Raw genomic sequence first — 24,679 nt, 5'->3', positions numbered from 1 at the left:
TCTGCGACACGGATAAACCTTAACCCTAGTAGCCTTAATCAAGTTGTATTGTCCAAGTAGCCTTGTTCAAGCAGCCTTGCCCAAATAGCCTTATGCAGTGACTGAAGATGTGGCGCAGTGTCAAAGAGGAATGAATGGAAATCAGAGTACGACAAGCGCAGTTAACAGACGCTAAAGCCATTGCTTGTATACATGTTAACTCATGGAAAGCTGCGTTCTCGGGCTTGATGCCTGAGGCATATATCGGCGGCTATACCGAAGAAACAAGAACCGATGAATGGCGACATATACTGGAAAGCCAGAAGGAATGCGTCTTCGTTGCGGAAGCCAATGATCAAGTCGTGGGTTTCTTGTCATACGGCGAGAGTAAAAAGGACAAGCGCACTTTAGACCTGAGCAAGCTCTACCTTTGTCCTAGCATCTACGGCAAACGCGTCGGTTCTTTGTTAATGGCGACTCTTGAAGACGTGGCGAAGGCCTCTGATATTCAAAGAATTACGCTTTACGTTCTGGACAAAAATGACGCAGCAAAAACCTTCTACACTAAGCACGGGTTCACCTTTGGTTCGGGTTACCTTTCAGAAGAATTCAATGGTGAAACCATCATTGATGTGCTGATGGAAAAACAGTTCTGACCATCGGCTAGCAGCGACGACAAACAAAAAGGAATAACGTAAATGGCAAGACTCATTTTAGTGTGCGGCCCCACCGGAGCGGGGAAAACAACGTACTCAATTGGCCTTTGCAAAGACATCGGTGCCGTGAAGTTTTCGATTGATCCGTGGATGCAAACGTTGTTCTCCAAAGACATGACCTCGCTGGATTACGCATGGATGATTGAGCGAGTTAACCGCTGCTACGACCAGATTTGGGAAGTCAGTGAACAAATATTGGCACTGGACGGAAATGTACTGTTGGATTTGGGTTTTACAACCAAATCACAAAGAGAGATTTTCGTCACTAAAGCCCAAGCACTGAATATCAACGCTGAAGTGCATTATTTGCATGCGCCAACGGACGTGCGCAAAACTCGCGTCGATAAGCGCAATATGGAAAAAGACCCTGCGGTTTATTCGTTTGAAGTGACCGACATGATGTTCAACTTTATGGAACCAAGGTTTGAAGTGCCCGACGCCGAAGAGCTTAAGCATGGCCTAACGGTCGATGTGTCATCTGAGTAATTGTCGATCGAGCGCAGTGCACCTTTCTTTCGAAAAGATGACCTTCGGCGAAACCGTAGGAAGATTCTCAGTTAACTGCTAAAGTTCCTCTGCAAAAATCGCTGCGTCTGCATCTTTTACCAATTTATACAGCCCCCTAGCCCTAAAACCGAAAAACGAGGAGTGCCTTGATGGTTCCTACTCGCGATGGTCCATTTGCATAAGTGGTAGGGCAAAAAGGTTGTCTTTGCGGAGCATAGACGCAATGATAAAACCTCTTTCAATCACCCGCATTTCCCATGGCAGGTCAATCAATGAAGCAAAATATTGTTCATATTGCGTTAGTCGTTAAAGACTACGATGAAGCGTTAGACTTTTACGTCAACAAGCTGAAGTTTGAGCTAATCGAAGATACGTATCAGCCAGAAGAAGACAAACGTTGGGTTGTCGTTGCTCCGCCCAATTCACAAGGCGTGGCGTTGTTGCTGGCTAAAGCTTCCAAGCCGGAGCAATTAGATTTCATTGGTAATCAAGCAGGCGGGCGCGTCTTTCTTTTCTTAAACACTGATGACTTTTGGCGCGATTACGAGCGTATGGTGTCTATTGGCATCCAATTCGTTCGACCACCCGCGGAGCAAGACTATGGCACGGTGGCAGTGTTCGAAGATTTATACGGCAACCGTTGGGATTTATTGCAGCTAAATGCCGATCACCCAATGTCAAAAAGATTGATGTAGCAGGGCAAAACAGCTCTTCCAGTTTCAAGCCAATAGCATAAAGCGCGTAGTCAATCGAACACGCGCATCTTACAGGGGATCTTAATCAGCTCTGCTGTTGATTCCCCGCTGCCAATCAAATCGAACACATTGTCTAACATGGTTTCGACGTCCTGCTCGACCATGCCCACATTGCCTGGAAGAAATGACCCAAAAGGATCCCAGTCAAAGCAGCCGTATCGAATCATCTTACCGCCATCTGGCAGACCGCTTTGCCAACTCACCACGCCTTCTAATGAAATGGTCGAGTTCACGAACAGCCCCGTTGGGCCATTGGGTTCAAAACCCGCCAGTAACTGCTCGGCTTTCTTAGCGGAATACCCTTCCACCAAAATGTACTCTTCGGGCACCTCAATACCACGCTCACGCTGCGCGGCGAGAAATCCGTCGAGGCGGGCTGCGGTATTATGATCAGACAACCTGCCGCCGACAAAACGTAGCGGACCAACCCACCCGAGTTCTTTTTCACACCGACTTAAAATCAGTTCGGTGAGTTCAAATGCGCCGGTAAAGTTATCGGAAATGACAGAGGCTGCTTTGCTGCCCGGCAAGTCCATGTTGATCGACTGAACGCCAACAGCTTGGCAAAAGTCTGAAATACGGTCAGGATCGGTAGCCCCTGTTGAAATCAAGCATTCTACTTGGTACGACACCAACTCTTTTGCGCCATCAAATTCTAAATCTGGATTTCGTTGCGTACAGGTCACGATGGGAACAAGCCCACGTAAACGCGCCATCGACTCAAACTTTTCTGCGATATCGCCGAAGTATCGGTTGTCATATTTTGGCACGATCATACCAATGATATTCGAGCGCTCACGACGCAATAAGCTGGCTTGAGTATTCACTGTATACCCTTCTTCTTCGGCCAGTTTCAGTACACGTTCGGCAAGCTTCGCGCTGATCCTTCGCTTCTTCCACGTCCCATTGAGCACGGCGCTGACTGAACTCGGTGACGCGCCGATCCGAGTTGCTAAGTCATAAATAGTGGTGCGTTTCATTTCTTTTTTCATTCTGTATTTTTTCACCACGCTAGAAGAAGAAATTGGCTCAGTAACGAGAATAACGAGTAATAGTGGCTAAATTTCACACCCATTTGTTAATGGGATGTTGACGCAATTTATACCTTGGTGCAAATTTGCACAATCGATTGAGCAGTAATTCAATATCCGTTGAGAAGCCGTTCTTAATCGACAGTGCAGACGATTTTATTTGGAATAGACCTCTTCGTTGGAGAATCAGTCACTTGGCTCACCTATCGATTTAGATATTTCAAAATCATCGGCGTTTGTTCTAACAACCATCGCCACAAATCGTCTGCGCATACTCAGCATTACGGAGGATAAAATGACCAAGTTAACCAAGATAGCCGCACTTTCTAGTATCGCTGCAAGCCTGTTTGCATCTGCCGCCATCGCTCAAACTGTGGCTTTCCTGATGCCCGATCAAGCATCCACCCGATATGAAGAACACGATTGGCCGGGGTTTAAAACCGCCATGGATAAGCTCTGCCCTGATTGCAAACTTATCTACCAAAACGGCAACGCGGATGTTGCGCTGCAACAACAACAGTTCAACTCTGTTATCGCCCAAGGTGCAGAAGTCATCGTACTTGACCCAGTTGATTCTTCCGCCGCCGCGGCGCTGGTACAAATCGCACAATCTCAGGGCGTAAAAGTGATTGCTTATGATCGCCCTATCCCTGATTCGCCAGCCGACTTCTATGTGTCATTCGACAATGAAGGGATTGGTTATGCCATTGCACAATCTTTGGTTGAACAGCTCAAGCAATCTGGCGTTCCCGAAGGCTCGGGCGTATTGCAAATCAACGGATCGCCAACCGATGCCGCTGCCGGTTTGATTCGTGATGGTATCGACCGTGCGTTAGATGCATCGCCTTACATTACGCTCTCAGAATTTGATACGCCAGATTGGGCGCCACCGAAAGCCCAAGAGTGGGCTGCGGGTCAAATCACGCGCTTTGGCGACAAAATCACCGGTATTGTCGCGGCCAATGATGGTACGGGCGGCGGTGCTATTGCGGCACTGAAAGCCGGAGGGGTTAACCCACTTCCTCCTGTCACTGGCAACGATGCGACCATTGCTGCACTGCAACTGATCATCGCGGGTGACCAATACAACACGATATCAAAACCCTCTGAAATCGTGGCTGCTGCTGCGGCTGAAGTCGCTGTGACTTTGCTAAGTGGCGAAACACCTAAAGCTGAAATGTCTCTGTACAACACCCCTTCTCAGCTATTTGTTCCTGCCGTGGTTACGCAAGCCAACATCAAAGCGGAGATCTTCGACGCGGGAATACAATCTCCAAGCGAAGTCTGCACCGCCGAATACGCTGCTGCCTGCGCCAAGTTAGGCATTACGCCATAGCTTAAGCACCGTTCAACAAACAGCGTCGATTCAAAAATATGCCGCCGCCATCAGCATGGCGGCGCGCTCTCAAAACCTAGTTGGAGAAGAGCATGGAGCAGTCACATTCAGCCGTGAATCGCGGAGAATTAATCCTTACGCTCAACGGGGTATGTAAACAATTTGGGGCCGTCACCGCCCTTGAAGACATTGACCTTGATATTCATGCTGGCGAAGTCGTTGCCTTAGTGGGTGACAACGGCGCAGGTAAATCAACGTTAGTCAAAGTGTTAGCAGGCGTGCATCAGCCCACGTCAGGCACCATCAAATATCTCGGTAAAGAGGTTTCGTTAGACACACCAGGGAAAGCGCTAGAACTTGGCATTGCCACGGTTTTTCAAGACTTAGCGCTGTGTGAAAACCTTGATGTGGTATCCAACTTATTTCTCGGGCATGAAGTCTCACCATGGTGCATGGACGAAGTGCAAATGGAAGTAAGGGCATGGACGCTGTTACAAGAATTGGCTGCCAGAATCCCTTCTGTTCGTGAACCCGTGGCGTCTTTGTCTGGTGGACAACGACAAACCGTCGCGATCGCCCGATCCTTGTTACTCGACCCTCAAATTATCATGCTCGATGAGCCTACCGCCGCGTTGGGTGTCGCCCAAACGGCAGAAGTCCTGAACCTGATTGAACGTGTTCGCGACCGCGGGCATGGGGTGATATTAATTTCCCACAACATGGATGATGTCCGTGCTGTTGCCGATCGCATCGTGGTATTACGGCTAGGCAAAAATAACGGTGTGTTTACCGCAGAAACATCACACCAAGAACTGGTCGCAGCGATCACTGGCGCAAGCGAAAACTCCGTGTCTCGCCGCGAAGCCAAGATTGCCGCCGCTGGGGAGGATGAAGAATGACCAATAATGAACAGTCCAATACGCCGCTACCAAAAATAGACAGAGCAGATTCACGCGTCCGTCATGACACGGGGTTGTCCGGCGCTTTTCGCAGTTTCATCGACCGTGTTCGCTCTGGCGATTTAGGTATGCTGCCCGTGGTGATCGGCCTTGTGTTGATTTCCGCCGTCTTCACCACACTCAATCCAGTGTTCATTGCACCGAACAACTTGGTTAACTTGCTGTTTGATGCCGCCGCGGTTGGCCTTATATCTTTAGGTGTCATTTGTGTCTTACTGTTGGGTGAAATTGACCTCTCGATTGGCTCGATGAGCGGTTTGTCTTCCGCACTGATTGGTGTGCTTTGGGTTAACGCTGGGTTGGCGTTGCCTATCGCAATCTTCGCTGCGCTATTAACCGGTGCTGCAGTGGGTGCCATTTACAGTTTTCTTCGAAACCGTTTCGACATGCCAAGCTTCGTCGCCACACTAGCGGGACTGTTGGCGTTATTGGGTTTCCAGCTATATATTCTTGGCCCAACAGGTTCTATCAACCTGCCATTTACCTCTCCGTTGGTGCGCTTTGGTCAAATCATGATCATGCCGATTTGGCTCTCCTATCTTCTCGCCATAACACCGGGCATTGTCATTATTACCAGCGCGCTGCGCAGCAACAAAAGCCGAGTGGCTGCCAATCTTTCTTCAGAAGGCATGAGCGTTCCGTTGCTAAAAGCGGCCGTACTGACTGTGTGTTTGGTTTTTGCCGTGTTCTATCTGGAACTCGGGCGTGGCGTGCCTTGGATGTTTGGCGTATTCGTGCTGTTTGTGGTGATCCTTGACTACGCGCTCACCCGCACCAAATGGGGACGCTCCATGTTTGCTGTCGGTGGAAATGCCGAGGCTGCAAGGCGCTCCGGCATTAATGTGCAACAAATCAGAATGTCGGCCTTTATTGTGTGTTCGACCTTTGCTGCCCTTGGCGGTGTGTTTGCTGCTTCTCGACTCGCCTCTGCCAGCCAACAAGCTGGGACTGGCGATGTAAACCTCAACGCCATCGCGGCGGCAGTGATCGGCGGAACCTCGCTTTTTGGCGGTCGTGGCTCAGCATGGTCTGCCCTTCTGGGCGTGCTGGTGATCATGGCGATTTCTAACGGGTTGACGCTACTTAACCTCAGCTCGTCTCTTCGTTACATGATCACGGGGGCGGTGCTTGCCATTGCCGTTATTGTGGATTCGTTAGCGCGTAAATCACGCGCAAGCCACGGCCGAGCCTAAAACACAATGATGAGGAAGCAATAACTATGAATAATCAATTAGCAAACAAAACCGCTGCGGTGACCGGCGCTGCGTCAGGGATTGGTTTAGCGTGCGCAAGGATAATGATTGAGCAAGGCGCAAAGGTGGTCTTAATTGATCGCGCCGAAGACCGACTGGCAGCACTTTGTGAAGAATTGGGCGACAACGCAATTCCGCTTGTGGTGGATTTGTTCGATACCGCTCAAGTCTCCGGATTGGCCGATAACATTCACGCTTTGGTTGGTGATCTGGATATTTTCCACGCCAACGCGGGGGCTTATGTTGGCGGCGCTGCTGCCGAAGGCGACCCCGACGAATGGGATCGTGTGCTCAATCTTAATGTGAATGCGGCGTTTCGCAGTGTTCGCTCTGTCTTACCAGGGATGATCGCTCGTAAATCAGGTGACATCATATTTACAAGCTCCGTTGCTGGGGTGGTGCCAGTGGTTTGGGAACCTATCTACACGGCATCAAAGTTTGCCGTCCAAGCCTTTGTTCACTCCACACGCCGACAGGTTTCTGAACACGGCGTTCGCATGGGCGCTGTTTTACCGGGGCCTGTGGTGACGGCATTGCTGGATGATTGGCCAAGAGAAAAAATGGAAGAAGCGCTAGCGAACGGTTCATTAATGCAGCCTCGCGAAGTGGCCGAAGCCGTCCTATTCATGTTGACGCGCCCGGCTGGCGTCGTGGTTCGAGACATGGTGATTTTACCCAATAGCGTCGATTTATAGCGAGAGTCGATCTTTAGCAATAACAGAGGTAATAGCCATGACAGAATCAAGTCACACATCGCAATATGTATTGGGAATCGATGTAGGTACTGGAAGCGCTCGCGCAGGCGTATTTTCAACGGATGGAAAACTTATAGGCACGGACAAATGCGATATTCAGATCTTCAAAGATGAAGGCAATATCGTCGAACAGTCCAGTAACGATATTTGGCAAGCAGTGGTACGCGCCGTGCGTGGCGCGGTTCTCCAAGCAGGTATTGCCGCTGAGCACGTGGTTGGCATTGGCGTGGACGCTACTTGTTCTTTGGTGGTGCTTGGAGAGAACGGTAATCCCCTGCCCGTTGGCGACCCCATGCAGCCTGACCGAAACATCATCGTATGGATGGATCATCGCGCAATCGAACAAGCCGAACGAATCAACGATATTGGGCACAGAGTTCTCGATTACGTGGGTGGTCGTATTTCTCCGGAAATGGAAACGCCCAAACTACTCTGGCTAAAAGAACATCGACCTGACGTGTTTGATAGCGCTTGGCAGTTTATGGATCTTACCGATTTTCTGACATGGCGTGCGACCAACGACCTAGCCCGATCTGTCTGCACATTGACGTGTAAATGGACATACTTAGCCCATGAGAATGCTTGGGACAAAAGCTACTTTGAAGCCATTGGGCTAAATGCACTGTCTGACCAAGGCTTTACACGCATTGGCACCAAGGTGGTTCCTGCCGGAACGCCACTTGGCACTGGCCTCACCACCTTGGCAGCGAAAGAGCTAGGGTTAGTTGAAGGAACCCCTGTTGCAGCAGGGTTGATTGATGCGCATGCGGGCGGCATTGGTTCAATAGGCGTTGCCAATGGTGGCGGCGCAACTGCTAACCTCGCGTATGTATTCGGAACGTCATCCTGCACCATGACATCCACACAAGAGCCTGTTTTTGTGCCGGGGGTATGGGGGCCTTACTATTCCGCCATGGTACCCGCGTTATGGCTAAACGAAGGTGGGCAATCCGCCGCAGGCGCAGCCATTGATGCCTTGTTGGATTTACATCCTTATAAATCCGCCGCTGAGCAGGAAGCCCTGCAAAATGGGCAGCCACTTGTTGAGTGGCTCATTTTACAAGCCGAGCAGCTATTAGACGGTGACCCAAATGCTGCGACTTTGGCTCAAGGACTCCACGTTGTTCCGGAGTTTCTCGGTAATCGAGCCCCTTATGCCGACCCCCACACTCGCGCTGTGATTGCTGGTTTGAGCATGGAAAGTGGTCTTCAAAGCTTGATCGCGCTCTACGTTGCTGGACTTTGTGGCATTGGTTATGGCTTGCGACAAATTATCGAGGCACAAGACAACGCTGGCGCTAAGGTTGATCGCATCGTGATCAGTGGCGGAGCAGGAAAAAGTGCGTTTGTCCGTCAATTATTGGCAGATACAACGAGACGCGAAGTGACAGCGCCCAGCACAGAAGAACCGGTCTTACTCGGCTCAGCCATTCTCGGCAGCGTCGCCGGCGGCTATCATGACGACATTCAAACAGCCATGGCTAAAATGTCTCACTTCACAGCGCAATTCACCCCTCAGGTGGGTGAAATTGAAACCACACATCAACGTCGGTTTGAAACCTATAACGTACTCCAAGCAGCAGCACGAAAATCGACGAACTTTTAAAGAGATAAATCCCCAAATAAATTGAAGATGTAAGATTCAGATTACTTGGGTCTATATTACAAACCTGTCAGTTGGCTAATCTTCAGGTGTCACTCGTAAGCATGTGATGGGACTTAAGTTCGGATAAAATAAAAACAAGCTAAAAAACCCAGACTTAATCCAAAATAATCAACGTTAGTTGTCGGCTTCCCCTTCACATTGAACTTATTCTCTATGGCTGACTAGATGTTGAAATTCATCTAACATTCATTTACGTATAATTATAACGTGCAAAGAGTGAATCTCATCACGAAAGAAGCCTGTTATGAGAAAATATATTTTACTGTTCTTATTCATCCCTTTTTTCCACACGCAGAGATGGCTCCTGAAACTGATGATTCAGGCCTAAGCAATTTTTGTCGCGTTGGAACAATATACGACTGGCCAATCTAGAATTTCCGCACCTAACTGAAGATAAAGATCACCCTGTGTATGTAAAACATCGTCCCTAAGAAATCACTAAATGAAAGATAAATGAATTAAGATTTATGGTTAAAGTGGGAGGAACGAATCTTATCATCATGATTTGACCCACTATCTGGCCGTGATCACTCCTCACATATGAACATGTTCTTTAATGTTCAAAAACTAAACATCGTGACAAAACCATGACATTCGACCGTCATATTCAACCTACCCTATCTCATGTCATGACGTCCCTTAAATACAAGGCAGGAACTATTAACCACCCAGAAGAACTTTCATCTTCTGTCGGTCACGACTATCAACCCCCATCACCAAAGGGCAGTATCTGGCGCAGAAAAGTACCTCTCAAAAAGGGAAATTGAACCTTATTCTTTAAGTGAAAAATAGAACCCAAGAAATATTGCGAAAAAGCGAACAATAAACAGCCAATAAATACACTTAATTAAATAGTGGGAAATATTTGAAATCAACACCAAAAATGAAAAACACGGACATAAGTTATTGAAATTTTTGTATAAATATTAATTTCGGAAAATTATTTTCATTTTCTCAAAATCGAACACTCAAAAAATTAATCATATACTCCATAACATAATCATTACATTTAGTCCTGCTTATATACCAATTTTAACTCGCAGATAGAATCAACGTTATTTCACTAAAATAATTTAGTGTCTCAATTAATTAACTAGACTGTAATTCAAACCATACGGAAACTAACATTTCACCAAAAAAATAATAAGTTATCTTGCGTGATAAAATAACAAGACATCATGCACTGTTATTTGGTCAATTCTCACATTGATGTTTCAAAAAAAAGAATACTCTAAATGAATTTTATTCAATAATACTTTAGATTTAAATAAGTATCACAAATTGCTTTTAGTTCAAAATTAATCAACACACTCGAATGTCTATATTTATTATCACTAACAAGGGGTGACAATCCAAAACACTAAGCAGGAATTCGATTTGAACTTAAGCACTCGCAGCGTCTTTACAACAGGTATTCTTGCTGGTTTTTTTTCGCTGAATTGCTTTGCGACGGACTCTTTATCTATGACTATGTTTGGTGAGATTGATTCTCATTGTCTTATAGATTTTAGTGCGGGACGTACGGTGGATCTCTCACATCAAGAGAGCGAAAGTATTCCTTTTAGAATCGATTGCAATCAACCACTAACGATTTCTCTTTGGTCATCTTCTGGTGGGTTAGCACTCGAAAACAGCAGTCATCATCGCCCCAACAGTTATTTGCTTCAGTTACTGGTTTCGAGCATTGGAATAAATCGAACGTTTACTAGCAAAGATTTATCTTCCGTTCAAAGAGTATCTGGAAACAATGAAATACCTTTCAATACAAAAGGTTCAATCCGCATCACTATGGAGGAAAAATTCGTATTCTCTGGAGAATACAAAGATGTAATAACCATTGATGTATCACCATCAATCAACGGTGGGATTTAACGAGCAACCAACATTGTTAAACCGCCAAAGTTGCAAACGAAATGCAGTTAATAGCGTTGCAACATTTCTCATAGCCTCAAATAAATGGTTCTAAACCATATAAAGGAAGACATTATTATGACAAAGTCAGGTATCGGTTCAATCACATTATCAGCACTGTTCGCAGCGTCATTTGCAGCCTCAGTCTCCGCAGACCCAACTTCACTGCTTATCACAGGTAACGTAGACCCTGTTTGTGAAATCGGCGGTCTAACTACCGTTTCCTATAACGCAGGCCCGCTAGATCAAGGCTTATCCCTTACAAGTTCACCTTTAGGAATCAACGTTAAGTGCAACTACAAAGACGGTGCCGTAATCACTTTAGAGACCCTTAATGGCGGCCTGACGAGTGGTGAAGCGGTTGGCGAAGTAGTTGACTACAAAGCAACCCTCACCGCGGGCGCGTTAGGCGCCTTTTTCCTGAACACTGATGGTTTAGCCGCAGGTGGCTCTGCATCTGGTTTGTTTAGCGGTCCAGCGCTTGCTTCAGGCCTCGCTTCTTCACTGCAAATTGAAATTCTAGATGGTGCAACGTATGCCGGTGATTACACCGACACATTAACGGTGACCATCGCGCAGCAATAATTCCAAGAACGCATCCTCATAAAATGGGAGGTATTTCTACCTCCCATTCCTTTTTAAAAGGAGGTTTTTGTCTATGCAGATTTTGATTCGTTTGGCTTTATTCGTTATGGGTTTGGTGGTTGTTATTCCCTCCTATGCCTACAAAGTGCAACCCATGATTGCTGAAATGACGCCAACAGGGAGAGGCGCGCAAATGTCGATGCGTATCGATAACACCAATGATTTCCCCCTCACTGTTGAAGTTCTCCCACTCAAGCTTGAAATGAACAAACAAGGCAAAGAAACGCTGACACCCGCAGACAATGATCTGCTTGTCATTCCCGTGACCGCCATTATTGCACCGGGTAAATCGCAATCCGTGACCGTTCGATACCTCGGCGAGCCAGATATTAAAGAATCACAGGCTTACCGAATTTCAGTGAGACAGCAAAACGTATTGAGAAATGAGAACGACTCTATGGATGTCGGCTTATTGATGCGTTTTGATACGCTGATGAACGTTAAGCCCAAGAAATCCGAACCCAAACTGAAAATCGCTCAGTTAACAAAAAGTACAAATGATTGGCTGGTTGAAGTCGAAAACACTGGCACGAGTTATGGACGTATCAACGAAGTGAAGTGGACGCTTAAGAGTGGTGGCAAAACGCAGGTCATTGAAGGTTCCAATATTGGTGACTATATCCGATCGACATTAGTGCTACCTAAATCGAAGCGTATTTTTACCATGAAGCCAGTTGAGGGTTTCAATGCCAGCAATACACAGATTGAACTTAGCGCAACCAATTAACCCGAAAATACTGACATGGCTGTTGCTAGTCTTCCTGTGTGTTGGCTCAATCGGCGTGTCGAAAGGGCTAACGATTTCTCCTACCGTACTTGAGATGTCTGCCACCTCAGGGAGGTCAGCCCAAATTCGTCTTGAGAATCACAACACATTTAGCATTCCCATTGAGGCATCGTTGAGGCAGTTAGTGTTTAGTCACGATGGAAGTTATGACGCTGTGGAAGCTGAAGACTCGGAGTTAATGGTGTTCCCGCCAGCAACTGTGTTGCCCGCAGGAGGCATTCAGATTTTCCGTATCCAATGGTTAGGCAGCGACACACTTCCTTCTTCGCAGAGCTTTTTTGTCCGATTCACGCAACCTCCCATTCAAGGGGACATGAGCGACGCCCCTTCCGGCGTCGCTATTGAAATTCACTACAATGCCTTGGTGCATCTTTCCTCTCGTACCCAAAGCGCACGTTTGTCTCTGGAGGTGAGTGATAATGGCGTCGCGAGGTTATCAAACAGCGGTAATCGCTACACTTTTCTGAGCCGAATGCGGTTCATAAAAGACACAAACGTAGGTATAGATAAGCCTGACCAGATCTTCGGCGAGCACTTTATCCCTCCGTTTAGCACGATTGAACTAACCACACCTAATGAGATTCAATCGGGCCTCTATGACGGCGAGGCACGATGAACTTTGTGTTTCGCCGCTTGTTTCAAGCCTTTTTGTTCCTCTCGTTTTTCATTGGAACCGTTGCTTTCGCTGACCCTAAAATTAATCCGACGGGACGCGATATCACCCTAACCTCTTTGCTTCGTGTCAGTGATAGCATCATCGGCGAAACCGACATCACCATCACGGCCGACGACGACATACTCTTGGATAAACCATCCACCCTCGCGATATTGAAGGGGCTGATCAGTGACGACGCTCTTGAATCGTTAGCCAATCGCGGCAAAGGCGATACCTTATCGAAAGCAGACTTTGAACATATCGGCCTTGGCTTCGCGTTTGAGTTTTCGAGCCTAGAATGCGTGCTTACCATTCCCCCAGATAAAATGGTCACTCAGCAAATCTCCATTGCACAACGTGCCACTTTTACCGACTACTTAAAGCCAGAGCCCTTCAGTGGCTTTCTCAACGTGACACTGTCGAACACGCTGGTGCAATCGGTTGACGAGAACTCAACCAACCTCAGTCATTTCAACCACCGTTTCGACGCTGGCTTAAATTATGAAAGACTGTCGTTAGAATACGAGTCTTCGTACAGCGACATAGATGGGTTAGCACCTAACTATCTGCGCGAAGGCACTCGCCTTAATCTTGATCTCCCCGATATGGGATCACGCTTAGTGTTGGGCGATATGTTCAACAACGGCACGCTTTTTCAAGATGGGGTCGATGTGGTTGGTGTGGGGATAACGCGAGATTTTTCGCTCATTCCGACAAAAAACGTCAGACCAAAAGCCGCACAATCCTTCACGTTAACGCGCACGTCGAGCGTGGACGTTATGATTGATGGTGCTATCGTTCAACGCTTTACCTTAAACGCGGGGACTTACAGCCTCAATGACATCCCCATCGCGCAGGGCCTAAATAACATTTCTCTGATCATTACTGATGCCAATGGCCAACAAGAGGAGATCAATTTTTCAGTTGCTACGGGTAACGAATTGCTCGCCAGCGGAGAATATGAATACACCCTTTTGCTGGGTGCGCCTCGTGTCTTTGACATTGATACGTTTCGCTATGAAACCGATCAACGCCTTGTTATGGGTGACGCACAAGTCGGCGTGTTTCCTTGGCTAACGCTTGGTATCAATGGCCAAAAGCAAGAGGCGCTTTATCAGTACGGTGGGAACATTCTGTTCGCCTCATCGCTGGGTGTCACAGAAGTTCAAGCGAGCCAAAGCGAGCACCCTACTCTGGGGACGGGGAATGCGTTTCGTGTCGCCTTTGACGCCAACATTTCTGACACTAACCCATGGCTCGCACAGTTCAGCTTATTGTATGACCAGATCAGTCCCAACTTTTCCGCTGTCGATGATCTGGATAACCAGCAAGCCCCTCTCAATAGCGTTGAAGAATTTTGGTCATTGTTTGCCTCTTTTCCGACCATTTCTGGGTATAAAGCCTCGTTCTCTGCCAGCTACAGCCAAGGTACGGAAGAAACCAGTAATTACTGGTCCGCGAGCCCGAGTTTATCTGGCCGTCTGTTTGATACGAAAGCCACGTGGAGCGTCCGTGCGGATTATCAACACTTCGAGACGCTTGATACCGAGCTCTCCGGCGCGTTAACGCTCAGTTGGCCGCTAGGGACCACAACACGATTAATCAGCCGCGTCCAATCGGCAAACCATCAAGCAGCGCTCGATCTGTCATATCAAAATGGTGTTGGTAACACGGGGGGAATTTCGGCCTTCGCCTCAGTAGAAACAGCAGATGAACAAGATGCCAATCTTAACGCAGCGATCGACTACGCCGCCAATCGCTATCAGGTGAGCGCTGATCACGTCACCCGAGTGGCTAATTTCAATAGTGATGAGAGAACACACAATACGCGTGTCGAAGTCTCCAGCGCTCTCGCTTTTTCCGGTTCAGAGTTCGCAGTCGGACGAAAAGTCGGTGAAGCGTTTGCGGTGGTCAGCAAGCACGCGAATCTTAGTGAGAACAACATCGCCATCGACCCCTCTACAAATGATCAATTTGCGAGGGTATTTTTCGACAGCCCATACAATGTGTTGGTGTCCGATCTCGCAGCATATAACGATCAACAAATCAGTTATGAAGTCGATAACCTTCCACCTGGCTATGATCTCGGTGAGGGCGGCTTTGCCCTCTATCCCGGCTACGGCCAAGGTTACGCATTGGAAATCGGTTCAGATGCCGTGATCACGGCCATCGGCACCTTGCTAACACAAAGCCGCTCAGAGCCCATCGCGTTGGTGGTGGGTGTCGCTCAATGGCTTAATGATGAAGATGTCGCCCCAGTTGAATTCTTCACCAATCGACAAGGACGCTTCGCGATTTCTGGTTTACGCCCCGGAGACTATCACGTCGTGCTAAAAACCAATCCGGAACAAACGTTGTCAATCACTATCCCAAGCAGTGATGAGACATTTGTTCGCCTAGGAGAACTCTATGTGGATTAAGTGTTTATCTGCAGTTGTCATATCGCTATTCAGCGCCAATACACTCGCTGAAACCTGTAATGCCTCTGTGCAGAACTTGAAGCCCATGCTCAGCGCTAACACCTATGATGTGTTTTCTTCCACCAGCTATCCGTTGATAAAAAAATACCAGTTACAGTCCGATATTCCTCACGGGTGTATTGTTGAGGTCGTTATCGAAGTGGATGATGGAGCAGAATCACTTAAAAGCCGAAAAAACGCAGAGATGCGCTTCGAATACTTTGCTGAAACAGGCAATTTGCTAGCAGGGAAATGGCGAATGAAGTTAGACGCTAGCATGGCAGACGCAGAATTTGAGCTACGTTACCCTGATGCGCAATGGTTAGAAGCCGGTGAGTATGGCGGTATCTTGAAAGCGACGCTTTATCCGGTAAACAGCATTATGGAGCTTGACCAAGTCACTCTGCCAATCACCGCTAATGTGCCCCCCAGTGCCAGAATACAGTTCTATGGCCTAACACAACGTCACTACAATCTTGACTTGGGTTCTTTGAAAACGAACAAAATCATCAATTCCGCGCCGCGCCTTTGGGTAGAGAGTACCGCCCCGTATTCCCTCTCCGCCGAATCGCAATTTAACGGTAAGCTCAGGCACCAATCTCAAAACGCCAAGTGGGATCTCGACTACACCATGCGCATCGCTAACGAGCGAATCGCGCTGGATGATTCAAACAGTGAATGGAAAAGTGACTATTCCACCGATGGGACGCCCCTTCCCATTCAAATTATCATTGGCAATACAGAACGAAAAGCGGGCGGCAGATACAGCGACACCGTGCATATTTATATTGAACCGGATTTATCCTATATGCCGTGACCAATCGATGATTGCCAATACTCACCCAACGGCGTCAATAGCTATACCTGCAACTGCAACTGCAACTGCAACTGCAACTGCAACTAAGCGTTATCCCAATAGGGTGTGCCTTCAAAGCGCTCTACGAGGAAATCAATAAAGGTTCTCACTCGTCGAGATAGGTGGCGTGTTTGAGGATATACCGCATAGGCATTGATCGCTCGAAAGCTACAACCGGGCAACACTTCAACTACCGAGCCATTGTTGATTTTCTCTTGCGCGACAAAGGTAGGGAGATGAGCGATTCCAAGCCCATTTTCAGCAGCAGATATTAAATACTCGCCACTACTGGATTTGAGCACCGGGTTGATTTTCACTTTTTGAGATGATCCATCAGGCGTTTCAATATGCCAATGGCTCACATCTTTGCTCAAACTATAGATAAGACATTGATGAGCGGATAAGTCCGACACTTTCGTTGGCGTACCGTGCTCGGCTAAATAATCCGGGCTGGCACACAAGACATGTTTAATGGTTGTCAGCTTTCGCGCAAGCAACGCGGAATCCGGCAACTCAGCAATGCGAATAGCGAGATCATAGCCATCATCAATCAGGGCGACCTGTCGATCATTGAAGTCGAGTTCAAATTCTACGTTAGGGTGAAGTTTGAGAAAGTCATTCACCGCCGCCCCCATATGAAGCACGCCAAACGTGGAAGGCATGGCGACTTTCAAAGGCCCCTGCAACACACAGTGAGCATGTGATGTCGCCGCTTCCGCTTCGCGAATATCTTCCAAAATACGCAAGCAGTGCTCATAGAACGCAAGCCCGGTTTCTGTTGGTTTCATACTGCGAGTCGAGCGATGAAAAAGTTGCGCATTGAGGTGATTTTCAAGCTCTTTCAAGCGGCGACTCACCGCTGATTTCGCCAAGTTCATGCGATCGGCAGCACCGCTAATGCTGCCCACATCCACCACACGTACAAACGTTTCCATGTTTGCAAACTTATCCATTTATCCTACCGAATTCGCGATTGTTATTTAGATTGTTCTCAATCAGAGAACACTAAATTACTCCAGATGCAGTTTATTATCCACCCCAGCATTCGTAGAGTGAATGCGAATTTCACGGAAGCAATAAACGAGATAGGATCACATCATGAAAAGAACAATAATTGCGGCTTCGATTGTCGCGACAACCTCGCTCTTAAGTTTTGCAGCCACTGCCAATGAGCCGGTATGGGATGCCAATAAAGTACAACTTATCGCCGAAAAACTTGATAACGGCGTTTACGCTTACTACCCGTCTGATGCAAAAGAACTGGAAGCTAAAGGGCTACCGGTTGCCACAAGTGGCGGATTCATTGTGGGTGAGAAAGGCGTGTTGATCATCGACACCATGCTCAACGAGCGATTGAACAAACAAGTTCAAGGAATGGTCGCGACAGAAGCCAACAAGCCTATCATTTACGCCGTGAATACCAGTTTCCATGGTGACCACTCCTACGGAAACATGTATTTACCAAAGGAAACCAAAATCATCCAGCATGAAGTGGCGAAAGACTACATCGATAACCACTTCGCGCATGATACTGAATTTATGATGCACAACTTCGGCAAAGGCCGTGGCATCGAAGAAATCAAGCCGACTGACGCGGATATTCTGGTAGGTACAGGTGGTGACATCACGCTAGATCTTGGCGGTAAGCGTGTTGAGATTATCGACTTTGGTTTCGCACAAACAGGTGGAGACTTGTTTGTCTGGGAACCAGAATCAAAAACCATGTGGTCAGGTAACCCAATCATTACCGTTAAACCGTCACTGCCTTGGCTGTTAGATGGGCATTTGTTAGAAACGCTGGCCTCATTACAGAAAGTTCGCGCCTTTTTGCCAGACGATGCCACGGTGGTACCCGGTCATGGCTCGCCGATGACACCAGATGATATTCAATGGCACATTGATTATCTCGACACCATAAAGACCCAAGTACAGGCAGCCATTGATGAAGGACTTACTCTAGAAGAAACCGTCGCGAAAGTGCAAATGCCAGAATTTCGAGGCTACGCGCTACGTGATTGGGTGCATCCTTCATTGAATGTACCAGCCGCTTACAGAGATTTGTCTGCGACAAAATAAATTCTAACCTCTAAAACATCAGCCACTGTTTGACGATTTAACCATGTCGAATCAGTGGCTGTTCGTATAAAAACGCCAGAACAACTCAACCATGACCATCATTCGTAGCCCTTTCCCAGCTTGTTTAATGGCACTTTTCGTCTTAGTGGAAAAGGCGTTCTCATCCACACACAACATGCTAAGTGAATTGACTCCTGCCATCCAAGTAACCGAGCATCACAGAATGTGACAAACTAGCGAACCCCGCTTGCAGTACCTATCTTCTCGTAATGTTTGCCATGGTGATTAACCCAATGCCTAGCTGCAGCACACCCACACAGCCGCTCACCATTCACCATTCACCATTCATTAAGTTACCCACACCGTTTAGATCGTTACATCGTGATTTCTTTGTGCTGAGTCTTGCCTCTAAGAAAACCTAACGCAACCAAGTTCTTGTTCTGTTTGATGTTAATTTCACCAAATACAAAAACTGTATTGCGAAGGAAATTGGAGTATCGATATGTTTAGGAAAATGTTTTGTCTTTCAATTGGCTTGCTGGCATTGGCCGGATGTGTCAACCGAGATGAAATCTATGCAAACCCACCACAACAACTGATTGACGGCGTTGAGCAGCTCATGCCTTCCGCCAGTGAGTTTGTACACGAAGCGCAGAAAGAAGCGCTACTAAATGGCATTCCACTAACAGATGCGCAGATTATGGTTGCCAAAGAGATGGGTGTTCAGCAGCCCGAGAAGGTAAGAGTCTATTACGTCGATAAATTGCCTGCGCCAACAGACCCCGAACTGCTCAAAGTCGCGAAAAGCGTGGGGTACACCAACCCCAATATGGCAGGTTACACCTATGGCTATGGTGTATGGATAAAAAACCAATACAAAACACAGCGTGACCTTCTTCCCCATGAGCTGGTTCATGTAAAGCAAGCCGAAGAGTTAGGCCTAACCGAGCAAACACGACAGTACCTCATGCAGATGTATGTTTACGGCTACGATAATGCCCCCATGGAAAAAGAAGCGCGGGACGCAACTGCTCACTTTTAACAGATAATTAATACGTTAGAGAAGCAAGGTAACGTTTCATCGATAAAAGCCATCCTTGCTGGGTGGCTTTGCGGGAGGCTTTATTGTTGGCCATTCATTTTGTCTGAACACACCGTAACCAACCACTGACAAAAATGCTGCGCGACCACATGCTCGCCGCAAGAAGGTGATTGATAGAGGTAGTAACCGCCACTCTCAACGGCTTGAATATGTGCTGTTGGCCATGGCGTTAATGCACCGCTCTCTAAATGCTCTTGAATCAAAGATACACGCCCAACCATCACGCCATGCCCATCGAGCACAGACTGTAAAATCAACGCATACAAGCTAGAACGGCGCATTTTTGCAGCCCCATTATTGATGTGTTTTGGGTCCTGCCAGAAGCGCCAGTCATCGTGCCAATTCATATCCTGATAAAGAACAGGTGTCTTTGATTCATAGCCCTTAGACGCAACCGGAATCAAGGTTTCTTTCCATAGGCATTGCCAGTGCTCGCCAGGATCGTGGTGAAAATAGCCAATCGCAATATCGGTATCTTTGGGGCTTCCCGAAATGGTCGAAACCGCCGTAATTTCCAAATCATGATCAGGGAAATTGTGTTGATAATCTCCCAGACGTTTTTGTAACCAAAGCTGAGCAAAAGCATGCTGTGTTTTCAGTTTCACGGGCGCTAATCGACCATGCCTGATCCTATCAACATGGTTTTCCATTGCAGTGAATGACTCACGGACAAGCAGTAAAAAATCTTGCCCTTTTGCCGTCAACGACACACCTTTTCCGTGGCGAGCAAACAGAGGCACACCTAAGGTGCGCTCGAGTTTTTTGATTTGATAAGCAATCGCAGACGCAGTTAAAAAAAGCTCTTCACCTGCTCTGGCGAAGCTTTCATGTTCGGCGGCTGATTCAAATGCGATCAACGCGTCAAGTGGCGGAAGGTGAGGAAAGCGCTGTGACCGCATGAATATCTAGCCCAAATTAAATTATGTCTTACACAAAAAATAATGCATTTGAGATAACCCTGCTGTCGCGTTTTGATAGAAGCATCAAAATAGTGAAGGACAAGGAGCGAGCCAGATGCCATTTCATACCAAGCCTTGGGTCAACGACACCCTAAATCAGTTCGCAGAGCAATCTCTTAGCCAATTCGACATGAGCGAGCATCAGGCGATGATCACTTCTATCTATACGCTGGCGGAGGAAAACCGCACCATTCATGAGAAGCAATGCATCAACCTCAATCCCGCCACCAACATCATGAACCCGAAAGCAGAAGCACTATTAGCGTCTGGTATGGGATCGCGCCCTTCTCTAGGTCATCCCGGAGACAAATATGAAATGGGGCTTGAAGCCATCGAACAAATTGAGCTAGTTGCTGCTCAATTAGCCTGCGAGGTGTTTGACGCAAAATATGCAGAAATTCGCGTCGCATCGGGTGCGATGGCTAACTTGTATGCCTTCATGGCGACCTGCAAAGCGGGTGATACCGTGTTGGTGCCGCCCGCATCGATTGGTGGGCATGTTACGCATCACAATGCGGGCGCAGCGGGTTTATACGGCTTAAACGTTGTCGAAATGGCCTCAGACGCGACACACTACACGGTCGATTTGAACGCGTTACGAAAACAAGCTCACGCACTGAAACCTAAGCTCATCACTATTGGTGGCAGCTTGAATTTGCTACCCCACCCCATTGCAGACATTCGTGCGATTGCCGATGAAGTCGGTGCTTTCGTACTCTTTGATGCTGCGCACCAATGCGGGATCATTGCGGGTAAAAGTTGGCCAAACCCACTCAATGAAGGCGCACATGTGATGACCATGAGCACCTACAAAAGCCTTGGCGGACCGCCAGGTGGTTTAATCGTTTCCAATGATGCGACGCTGATGGAGAAAATCGACGCTATCGCTTTTCCCGGTTTGACCGCTAACTTTGATGCAGCAAAATCCGCCGCGCTCTCCGTGTCTCTGCTCGATTGGAAGGCGCATGGCAAGGCCTATTCTGAAGCGATGATCAGCACTAACCAAGCCTTAGCGGTGGCCTGTCAAAACCAAGGGCTCCCTGTATTTCAAGTGGACACGCCAAACGGCAAACTACCAACTCTCTCCCATCAGTTTGCCATTATCGCCGCGCCATTTGGCGGAGGACAAGCCATGGCGAAGAAGCTCAGAAAGGCAAACATTCTGACCTGCGGCATTGGCCTTCCCATTGACCCTGTATCAGGTGACATGAATGGGCTTCGATTTGGCACTCCCGAAATCGTAAGAGCCGGATTCACCGCGCAAGACATGCCAGCGGTGGCTAGTTTGATTGCCGACTGCCTTTTGGACAGACGCGAACACAAGGAGATAGCGGATTCTACCGAAACCCTACGTCGCCAATATAAGGGGTTACATTACGTGTTGTCATAGAGCCAATATTTTTCGAGTACCAAAGACGAAGCGTCGAGATGGAGCCTCATCTCGGCACTATGTTTTTTGGCATAAGCGGAAAGAATCGTCGTTACCTATCTTCTGGTTGAATGTGTTTAAACTGCGCAGTAAATGCCATTAGTTCTGCTTTGCTATAGGGCGTATAAACCCTTTTTGTCGACGCGGGTTGGTCTTGAATGCTCAAGCCTTCGCGTCTTGCTGTGCTGGGTCGAATTGGACGCGACATAAACCCTCCGCCGCAATTCGGACACACGTTCGATAACACGTCTTCCACGCAGGTCACACAAAAGGTGCACTCATAAGTGCAAATCATGGCGTCTGTTGATGATGGTGGCAGATCTTTGTCACAGCATTCGCAGTTGGGTCTAATGTCCAGCATGAATCATATTCCTTTTCGTCGCAGGCGAAATAAAGCGCCAACCACTTGATGCTAGCTTTCGATTGAATAGATAACACGCAAAGAAACATCAAGATTTCTGCAATGATTGATAAGCAGAGCTGTGCTTGTCAGTAAGTCACCACGGCAAGAACTGCTATTCCAACCACTCTCGATGCGCTTTTTCAGCGTCGCCCAAGTAATCCAAAATCCAATTTACTGCTGGGTTTTCCTTGTCTGTTCGCCACGCAATACAGCATGGGCTTTTCGCTGGCGGTTCAACCAATATTTTCTCCACCAACTCGCCTGACTCCAAATACGGCTGTGCCATGTGCGAAGGCATGGCACCAATACCTAAGCCACTTCGAAAACACTGTGCTGCGCTGTGCCAATTGGGCACAGTGAGACGGCGCTGGTTGTCCAACAGCCATGTCGCTCGCTTGGGGAGAATACGAGAGGTATCTTCCAAACAAATTGCGGGGTATGAGAGAAGCTGATCGTTCCTGAGAGGTTCTTGCGCATCCGCCAGAGGGTGATGTTTAGACACCACAAAACGCCACGATAAAATCCCCATATCACGGTAGCTTAGGTTACCGCTAACAGGCACGGCTGCCGTGGCGCCAATGGCAATGTCTGCCCTGTCATAAGCCAAGGCATCCCACACGCCATTGAACACTTCCATGGTGAGGAGCAATTCGACGTCTGGAAACGCATCGTAGAAATCACGTACCAGCGAATCGACGCGGTCTTCACGGACTACGTTATCGAGCGCCAACGACACACTGCGCGTCCAGCCATTGGCGACACGCTGAGTCTGTTCCCTTACCTCTTGCATACGCTTCATCAAATCACGCGCTTCAATCACAAAGAACTCGCCAGCGGGCGTTAAGCGCACGGCGCGGTGCAATCGCTCAAATAAATTCACAGCAAGCTTGTCTTCCATTTGGCGAATGGTATAGCTCACTGCACTGGGGACTTTGTGCAATTCTTCAGCCGCAGCGGAAAAACTGCCGCGACGTGCCACCGCATCTACCACCTGAAGATCTTGATAAGAAAACATAAACTCCGCTTCTCCGACTAACTAGTGCTCTTGCTGAAAACTCGCCCCAGCTTATTGAATCAAATTTTTTGAAAGCATTAGAGAAATATTAGCGTTTCACAGCGCTTTTCGCTACCGCTACACTTTGAAACTAAGTAAATCCAAGAAACATCTACGGACAAATGAAATGAAAAATTCTGTTCCAATGACAACTATGATTTGGTTCGCTGCGTTGAGCATGCTCGGCTTTTTAGCGACCGATATGTACCTACCCGCTTTTGAAAACATCCGTCTTGAGATGGGTACATCACAATCTATGATCGGCCTTTCCCTAACCGTGTTCCTGCTAGGTATGGCATTGGGGCAAATCGTTTACGGTCCATTGTCTGATCGCGTTGGTCGCATCAAGGTGTTGGTCGGCGGTATGGCGTTGTTCAGTGCAGCAACCATTGCCTGCTTTATGGCTGACAGTATTGAAGTATTCCTTGCTGCGCGTTTTGTCCAAGCTCTGGGCGCGTGCAGTGCATCTGTGATTTGGCAGGCCGTAGTGATCGACCGCTATGACAGTAAAACGTCACAGCGTGTATTCGCAACCATCATGCCATTGGTCGCGCTATCACCAGCGCTCGCGCCTTTGTTGGGTGCAGGCCTAGAAGCACAATTTGGCTGGCGCAGTATCTTTATCGCACTGGTTGGTTTGGGTGCGTTATTGGTGATTGCGACTCTACGCCAAAAAGAAAGTGCGCCAGTGATCAACAGCGACGAGAAGATCACGACAAAACTCGTCAGCGACTACAAGCACATTGTCAGCTCACGCAAGTTTATCGGTAACATGCTGGTATTTGCAGGCTGTTCAGCGGCGTTCTTTGCATGGTTAACGGGTTCACCGTTTGTTATGACAGAAATGGGTTACAGCGGCGCTGACATTGGTATGAGCTATGTACCACAGACTATCGCGTTTATCGTGGGTGGCTACAGCTGCCGTGCTCTATTGAATAAGTTTGATGGCTCTACGCTTTTGCCTTGGTTCGTTGCGCTATTCATCGCCAGTGTTGCAGTGATTTTTGTGGTGTCTTGGCAGACGGATGTAACAAACATTTGGCCTGTGTTGATCCCATTCTGCTTCTTAGCCGCAGCAAATGGTGCGATTTACCCTATCGTTGTGAACAAGGCTCTTGAAGAGTTCAAACATTGCAGCGCAACGGCAGCAGGTTTGCTGAACTTCCTGCAAACGATGATTTGTTTTGTGGCGAGCGGTATTGTGTCGGCGTTAGCAGTAAGTGGTTTGCTGACCGTATCTGCGGTAATGATGGGAGCGGCGGCGAGTGTGGGTTTAGGTCTTGCACTAAGCTGGAATGGCAACCGCGTGCCGTTTGAAGATAACGCGCAAGCAGCCTAGTACTTTGCTTCCGCGTGGTATCAAAGCGCGAAGCCAATAAAAAACCG

General features: G+C 47.8%; 23 protein-coding genes. 18 read left to right on the top strand and 5 right to left on the bottom strand.

The window, feature by feature from the left end:
- Positions 1-134: 134 nt before the first annotated feature.
- The 3 genes from Q365_RS0121650 to Q365_RS0121640 all read left to right on the top strand — a co-directional run bounded on the left by Q365_RS0121650 (position 135) and on the right by Q365_RS0121640 (position 1,897).
- The gene (locus Q365_RS0121650; RefSeq protein ID WP_028025324.1) at positions 135-635 is read left to right on the top strand and encodes a GNAT family N-acetyltransferase; all 501 of its coding nucleotides are present in this window, start codon (positions 135-137) and stop codon (positions 633-635) included.
- Between the two features lie 42 nt (positions 636-677).
- The gene (locus Q365_RS0121645; RefSeq protein ID WP_028025323.1) at positions 678-1,181 is read left to right on the top strand and encodes an AAA family ATPase; all 504 of its coding nucleotides are present in this window, start codon (positions 678-680) and stop codon (positions 1,179-1,181) included.
- Between the two features lie 293 nt (positions 1,182-1,474).
- Positions 1,475-1,897 carry a VOC family protein gene (locus Q365_RS0121640; RefSeq protein ID WP_028025322.1) on the top strand — a complete coding sequence of 141 codons (423 nt, stop codon included), beginning with the start codon at positions 1,475-1,477 and terminating at the stop codon, positions 1,895-1,897.
- A 50-nt stretch (positions 1,898-1,947) separates the two neighbouring features.
- On the opposite strand, the gene Q365_RS0121635 is transcribed toward Q365_RS0121640, so the two are convergent.
- Complete coding sequence (locus Q365_RS0121635; protein ID WP_245621596.1) at positions 1,948-2,937, bottom strand: helix-turn-helix transcriptional regulator; 990 nt, start codon at positions 2,935-2,937, stop codon at positions 1,948-1,950.
- A 346-nt stretch (positions 2,938-3,283) separates the two neighbouring features.
- On the opposite strand from Q365_RS0121635, the gene Q365_RS0121630 reads away from it, so the two are divergent.
- The 11 genes from Q365_RS0121630 (at position 3,284) to Q365_RS0121585 (ending at position 16,231) form a co-directional block, all read left to right on the top strand.
- Positions 3,284-4,324 carry an ABC transporter substrate-binding protein gene (locus Q365_RS0121630; protein ID WP_028025320.1) on the top strand — a complete coding sequence of 347 codons (1,041 nt, stop codon included), beginning with the start codon at positions 3,284-3,286 and terminating at the stop codon, positions 4,322-4,324.
- Between the two features lie 92 nt (positions 4,325-4,416).
- Positions 4,417-5,223, top strand: coding sequence for an ATP-binding cassette domain-containing protein (locus Q365_RS0121625; RefSeq protein ID WP_028025319.1), 807 nt, complete (start codon positions 4,417-4,419; stop codon positions 5,221-5,223).
- Positions 5,220-6,476 (top strand): sugar ABC transporter permease, encoded by a 1,257-nt coding sequence (locus Q365_RS0121620; protein WP_028025318.1) that lies wholly within the window; start codon positions 5,220-5,222, stop codon positions 6,474-6,476. Before Q365_RS0121625 ends, Q365_RS0121620 begins: the two co-directional genes overlap by 4 nt.
- 26 nt (positions 6,477-6,502) lie before the next feature.
- A complete protein-coding gene (locus Q365_RS0121615) occupies positions 6,503-7,231 on the top strand; it encodes an SDR family oxidoreductase (RefSeq protein ID WP_028025317.1) in 729 nt (242 codons plus the stop codon).
- 37 nt (positions 7,232-7,268) lie between these two features.
- Entirely contained in the window at positions 7,269-8,897 is a 1,629-nt protein-coding gene (locus Q365_RS0121610; RefSeq protein WP_028025316.1) for an FGGY-family carbohydrate kinase, read from the top strand.
- A gap of 1,437 nt (positions 8,898-10,334) precedes the next feature.
- The gene (locus Q365_RS26785) at positions 10,335-10,829 is read left to right on the top strand and encodes a hypothetical protein (protein ID WP_155859035.1); all 495 of its coding nucleotides are present in this window, start codon (positions 10,335-10,337) and stop codon (positions 10,827-10,829) included.
- A gap of 117 nt (positions 10,830-10,946) precedes the next feature.
- On the top strand, positions 10,947-11,453 hold the full coding sequence (locus tag Q365_RS0121605; RefSeq protein ID WP_028025315.1) for a hypothetical protein: 507 nt from the start codon (positions 10,947-10,949) through the stop codon (positions 11,451-11,453).
- Positions 11,454-11,526: 73 nt separating this feature from the next.
- On the top strand, positions 11,527-12,240 hold the full coding sequence (locus Q365_RS0121600) for a fimbrial biogenesis chaperone (protein ID WP_245621595.1): 714 nt from the start codon (positions 11,527-11,529) through the stop codon (positions 12,238-12,240).
- Positions 12,200-12,916 (top strand): fimbrial biogenesis chaperone, encoded by a 717-nt coding sequence (locus Q365_RS26780; RefSeq protein WP_155859034.1) that lies wholly within the window; start codon positions 12,200-12,202, stop codon positions 12,914-12,916. The genes Q365_RS0121600 and Q365_RS26780 overlap by 41 nt, the downstream gene beginning before the upstream one ends.
- Positions 12,913-15,375 carry a fimbria/pilus outer membrane usher protein gene (locus Q365_RS0121590; RefSeq protein ID WP_081796356.1) on the top strand — a complete coding sequence of 821 codons (2,463 nt, stop codon included), beginning with the start codon at positions 12,913-12,915 and terminating at the stop codon, positions 15,373-15,375. Before Q365_RS26780 ends, Q365_RS0121590 begins: the two co-directional genes overlap by 4 nt.
- On the top strand, positions 15,365-16,231 hold the full coding sequence (locus tag Q365_RS0121585; protein WP_028025311.1) for a hypothetical protein: 867 nt from the start codon (positions 15,365-15,367) through the stop codon (positions 16,229-16,231). Before Q365_RS0121590 ends, Q365_RS0121585 begins: the two co-directional genes overlap by 11 nt.
- A gap of 83 nt (positions 16,232-16,314) precedes the next feature.
- On the opposite strand, the gene Q365_RS0121580 is transcribed toward Q365_RS0121585, so the two are convergent.
- Complete coding sequence (locus tag Q365_RS0121580) at positions 16,315-17,223, bottom strand: LysR family transcriptional regulator (RefSeq protein ID WP_028025310.1); 909 nt, start codon at positions 17,221-17,223, stop codon at positions 16,315-16,317.
- A 145-nt stretch (positions 17,224-17,368) separates the two neighbouring features.
- Between Q365_RS0121580 and Q365_RS0121575 the strand changes: the two genes are divergently transcribed.
- Together Q365_RS0121575 and Q365_RS0121565 are read left to right on the top strand one after the other, a co-directional pair.
- Positions 17,369-18,346, top strand: coding sequence for an MBL fold metallo-hydrolase (locus Q365_RS0121575; protein WP_028025309.1), 978 nt, complete (start codon positions 17,369-17,371; stop codon positions 18,344-18,346).
- 502 nt (positions 18,347-18,848) lie between these two features.
- The gene (locus Q365_RS0121565; RefSeq protein WP_028025308.1) at positions 18,849-19,388 is read left to right on the top strand and encodes a hypothetical protein; all 540 of its coding nucleotides are present in this window, start codon (positions 18,849-18,851) and stop codon (positions 19,386-19,388) included.
- A gap of 80 nt (positions 19,389-19,468) precedes the next feature.
- Here the strand turns inward: Q365_RS0121565 and Q365_RS0121560 are convergent, their stop codons facing one another.
- Positions 19,469-20,347, bottom strand: a complete 879-nt coding sequence (locus Q365_RS0121560) for a LysR family transcriptional regulator (protein WP_028025307.1) — start codon at positions 20,345-20,347, stop codon at positions 19,469-19,471.
- Between the two features lie 115 nt (positions 20,348-20,462).
- Here Q365_RS0121560 and Q365_RS0121555 point away from each other — a divergent pair, with 115 nt between their 5' ends.
- Positions 20,463-21,797 (top strand): serine hydroxymethyltransferase, encoded by a 1,335-nt coding sequence (locus tag Q365_RS0121555; RefSeq protein WP_028025306.1) that lies wholly within the window; start codon positions 20,463-20,465, stop codon positions 21,795-21,797.
- A gap of 91 nt (positions 21,798-21,888) precedes the next feature.
- Here the strand turns inward: Q365_RS0121555 and Q365_RS26555 are convergent, their stop codons facing one another.
- Positions 21,889-22,197, bottom strand: coding sequence for a DUF1272 domain-containing protein (locus tag Q365_RS26555; protein WP_081796354.1), 309 nt, complete (start codon positions 22,195-22,197; stop codon positions 21,889-21,891).
- A 154-nt stretch (positions 22,198-22,351) separates the two neighbouring features.
- Positions 22,352-23,254 carry a DNA-binding transcriptional activator PunR gene (gene punR / locus Q365_RS0121550; RefSeq protein WP_028025305.1) on the bottom strand — a complete coding sequence of 301 codons (903 nt, stop codon included), beginning with the start codon at positions 23,252-23,254 and terminating at the stop codon, positions 22,352-22,354.
- Positions 23,255-23,420: 166 nt separating this feature from the next.
- Here punR and punC point away from each other — a divergent pair, with 166 nt between their 5' ends.
- Positions 23,421-24,632, top strand: a complete 1,212-nt coding sequence (gene punC, locus Q365_RS0121545; RefSeq protein ID WP_028025304.1) for a purine nucleoside transporter PunC — start codon at positions 23,421-23,423, stop codon at positions 24,630-24,632.
- The last annotated feature ends 47 nt before the right edge of the window (positions 24,633-24,679 follow it).

The sequence above is a fragment of the Enterovibrio calviensis DSM 14347 genome (assembly GCF_000621165.1).
Taxonomy (GTDB): Bacteria; Pseudomonadota; Gammaproteobacteria; order Enterobacterales; family Vibrionaceae; genus Enterovibrio; species Enterovibrio calviensis.
This window is presented reverse-complemented; position numbering and strand designations above follow the sequence as displayed.